At 33.8% G+C, this 3,717-nt stretch carries 3 protein-coding genes; all 3 read left to right on the top strand.

The window, feature by feature from the left end; genetic code table 11:
* The first annotated feature begins 411 nt into the window (after positions 1 to 411).
* Complete coding sequence (locus tag J5G60_RS17270) at positions 412 to 1,545, top strand: DUF362 domain-containing protein (RefSeq protein WP_150358987.1); 1,134 nt, start codon at positions 412 to 414, stop codon at positions 1,543 to 1,545.
* A gap of 183 nt (positions 1,546 to 1,728) precedes the next feature.
* Positions 1,729 to 2,271, top strand: a complete 543-nt coding sequence (locus tag J5G60_RS17265) for a superoxide dismutase family protein (protein ID WP_150358988.1) — start codon at positions 1,729 to 1,731, stop codon at positions 2,269 to 2,271.
* Between the two features lie 528 nt (positions 2,272 to 2,799).
* Positions 2,800 to 3,474: a TetR/AcrR family transcriptional regulator gene (locus tag J5G60_RS17260; protein ID WP_150358989.1), complete on the top strand. Its 675-nt coding sequence runs from the start codon at positions 2,800 to 2,802 to the stop codon at positions 3,472 to 3,474.
* The last annotated feature ends 243 nt before the right edge of the window (positions 3,475 to 3,717 follow it).

The raw sequence follows: 3,717 nt of genomic DNA, 5'->3' as shown, positions 1-3,717 counted from the left end.
TAATTATTGGCTTAAATTTACTGGCATTAAAATCAAAAATATTATTTTACGTTGGTACAAAACTTAGGTAATTAAAATGTTAAAAAATATATTAGTAGTATATCCAGAATCCTATAATTTTATTTGAGAGAGTTATGAATATTGTATACGATTAAAGTATATCTATAGATTAATTGCTTTCTTTTGTGGTTGAAGCCATGAACCGTGTACAATTCAACCACGTTCATATCAGAATATTCAGCGATATAGTTTTGAAAACCTTTATAAAGGTTTTCATTTCCTATTACGAAATTAAATTTATTAAACTATTGACCTAGAGTTAACTCTAGCGAGTATAATGTTATTTAAGGAACGATGATTACAACGCTCCTTTTATGCATATAACAATTTCGAAATGGGAGTGAATGAAAAATGGAAAAAGCAAAAGTTTATTTTACGGATTTTCACACGGTGGCTTTTGGAGATGGACTGCCAACTAAACTTAAAAAATTAATCAAAAGGGCTGGTATTGGACAGATCGATATGGATGGCAAGTTTGTTGCTATTAAGATGCATTTTGGTGAATTGGGGAACATAAGCTACCTTCGCCCCAATTATGCCAAGGCTGTGGCTGACGTAGTAAAGGAGCTAGGTGGAAGGCCTTTTTTAACTGATTGTAATACTATGTACCCTGGCAGCAGAAAAAATGCTCTTGAACATTTAGAATGTGCATGGGAGAATGGCTTTACACCAATGACTGTGGGATGTCCTGTTCTGATCGGGGATGGATTGAAGGGTACAGACGATATTGCAGTACCTGTATCAGGAGGTGAATATGTAAAAGAAGCCAGAATTGGACGTGCCATTATGGACGCGGATGTGTTCATCAGTCTGACACATTTCAAGGGGCACGAGATGACTGGTTTTGGCGGCACCATCAAAAATATCGGTATGGGCTGCGGTTCTCGTGCTGGAAAAACAGATCAGCACAGCAGTGGCAAGCCACACATCGACCAAGCACTGTGCCGGGGCTGTAGGAGATGTCAGCGGGAATGTGCCAACGATGGACTGGAGTTTGATGCAGTCAGCAAGAAGATGATGGTTAATCACGAAAATTGTGTTGGCTGCGGCAGATGTCTGGGTGCGTGCAATTTTGATGCTATTGTATTCGACAACAATGCTGCCAACGAGCTGCTAAACTGCCGTATGGCGGAGTATGCTAAGGCTGTAGTAGATGGCCGCCCTAGTTTCCATATTTCACTTGTGGTGGATGTGTCTCCAAATTGTGACTGCCACGGAGAAAACGACGTGCCTATTCTGCCTAATTTGGGTATGTTTGCATCCTTTGACCCGCTGGCATTAGATCAAGCCTGTGCAGACGCCTGTTTGAAAGCCACACCACTTCCAGGAAGCCAACTATTTGATAATATGTCAAAGCCGAGTTTCATTGACCATCATGACCATTTTACCAATTCTACACCTGGATCCGAATGGCGTAGCTGCTTGGAACATGCAGAGAAAATTGGTTTAGGTACTCGAGACTATGAAATGATCGTGATCAAATGAACTGAGTATATGATAAAAGAGTTGTTTTACAGGTACAGGCAATTCGTTAAAATAGTTAAAGATTTAAGAGAAAAATTATGAATATTCAGGAGACGTATAAAATGTATGTAACAAGCGAAACAATTGTAACTATTTTAAAAGTTTTACATAGCATAAATTGAAGTGTTTAATTTGGAGGATGTTATGTATTTTGACAAATATGAATGCCCTTTTTTAAGTCATAATGACTATGGGTATAGAAATGATAATATGAATGTACCTGCCAGAAAAGCTGTGGCCCATATAGCGGGAGGCCCTTTGGATCCTAACATAAGAGGTACTGCTGTCTTTACTCAAGTACCTGGGGGGACTGAGGTTTCTGTAGAAGTTAATGGATTACCTACTTATAGACCTGCCATGGATGGAAATCCTCAAATTGGGCCTCATGGATTTCATATACACCAAAATGGTACATGTGCTGTAGGTGATTCTGCTGAACCATTCAGTTCTGCCGGAGAACATTGGAATCCAACTAACCAGCCCCATGGCAATCATGCAGGAGATTTTCCTGTTCTCTTTTCTAATAATGGTTACTCTAGAATGACTTTTTTTACAAATAAATTTAATGTTGCTCAGATTATTGGAAAATCAGTGATCATACATGAGAGCCCAGATGATTATAGAACTCAGCCTTCTGGAGCGTCTGGTAGAAGGTTAGCTTGCGGTGTTATTAGAGTAGTGATGTAATTAAAGAATGTTTAAGAAAAATATTTTCTTATGGGATAATGGGTGATACCTCAGTATATTGGGGTAATGGTAGCGGTCGGATAAAAAAAGATTAGAATTTCTCTAGTTTCAGAGTGTCGACTTTGTTGGCGCTCTGAAAAAATATATTTTATATTTTTTCACAGTATTAATTATTTTAAAGTCTAATTAGGTAATGAACTTACGATGGTATCCCATTATCATTAAAAATAACATAATCACTAAATTCACGATCTGCTTTCTTTACATTCATATCTTTAGGTTTTCTTTTTAATTTTGATACATTAGCTTATCAGTACAAATGTTAATATCAATTTCATGTATTTATTTTTCATCTTTACAACAATAACCCTTGTTTTAAAATATGCTATTTTCTCAACCGTTTACAATTTATAAAGGTCAATCTGATTTTTTGATGGTATAATTAATAATGTTGACAATTGGTTTTCTATAAAGTGGTACTGAGTAAATTAAGGTTTGAATAATTTATTTTAAAGAAGTTATTTGAGAATGGGTGATAAAATGGATAGAAAAACTTTAATTAAAAGAAAGATAATGAATAAATTTATAGATGCTACATTTATGATAATTGATACTGAAGGTGTGGGGAACGTTACGATAAGAAAGGTATCAAGTATTGCAGGATATAGCAGCTCTACCTTGTATAATTATTTTGAGGATTTAGATCATCTTGTTTTATTTGCATGTATAAGATATTTAAGAGATTATACTCAGGGCTTAAAGAATTATATAAAAAATGCTAAGAATAGTTTTGAAAGATATATTTTAATATGGAAGTGCTTTTGTGCTTATTCATTTGAAAGACCTGAAATTTACAATCTTATTTTTTTTTCAGGCCATAGTAATTCATTGAATAACACTATTAGTGAGTATTATAGAATATTTCCCGAAGAATTGGCTGATTCGTCACTTCGTCTTAATTCTATGTTAATAGGGAATGATATTTATTCAAGAACATTATATTCATTTGAAGGTTGTGTTGAGGAAGGGTATTTCAATGAAGAGGATATAGTAGAATTAAATGAAATCACTATTTTAATATATCAAAGCGTATTGTCAAATCTACTAAAGAAGAATCCACCATATAGTTCAGAAGAAGCTTTGAAAAAAGTAATGAAATATATTAGAAGAGTTGTTAAGGCTTATCAATTACCTAACAATTAGCTATAAGGCATGAATTTTAATGATTATTTTAGTTAAGTTACTTTTTTACTGTTCATAGATCAGATTTAAAAGATGCATATTTGATCGATATCTAATACAAATGATATGCCAATAAAAAATTATTGAAATAAACACTAAAATGAGATATTATAATATTAAATAGATCGTGATCATATATTTAGAAAATTTAATCATGATTTATTTAAAAGACATAAGTTATTCAAAATTTAATCTGTTTATTTT

The organism is Clostridium sp. HV4-5-A1G (assembly GCF_900184915.1).
In the GTDB taxonomy this organism is placed as follows: Bacteria; Bacillota; Clostridia; order Clostridiales; family Clostridiaceae; genus Clostridium_B; species Clostridium_B aromativorans.
Note: the sequence above shows the minus strand (reverse complement) of the source record. Positions and strands in the feature narration are given on the sequence as shown.

Coding starts and splice junctions, on each gene's coding strand:
- J5G60_RS17270 (WP_150358987.1), top strand. CDS start 412: ATGGAAAAAGCAAAAGTTTATTTTACGGATTTTCACACGGTGGCTTTT.
- J5G60_RS17265 (WP_150358988.1), top strand. CDS start 1,729: ATGTATTTTGACAAATATGAATGCCCTTTTTTAAGTCATAATGACTAT.
- J5G60_RS17260 (WP_150358989.1), top strand. CDS start 2,800: ATGGGTGATAAAATGGATAGAAAAACTTTAATTAAAAGAAAGATAATG.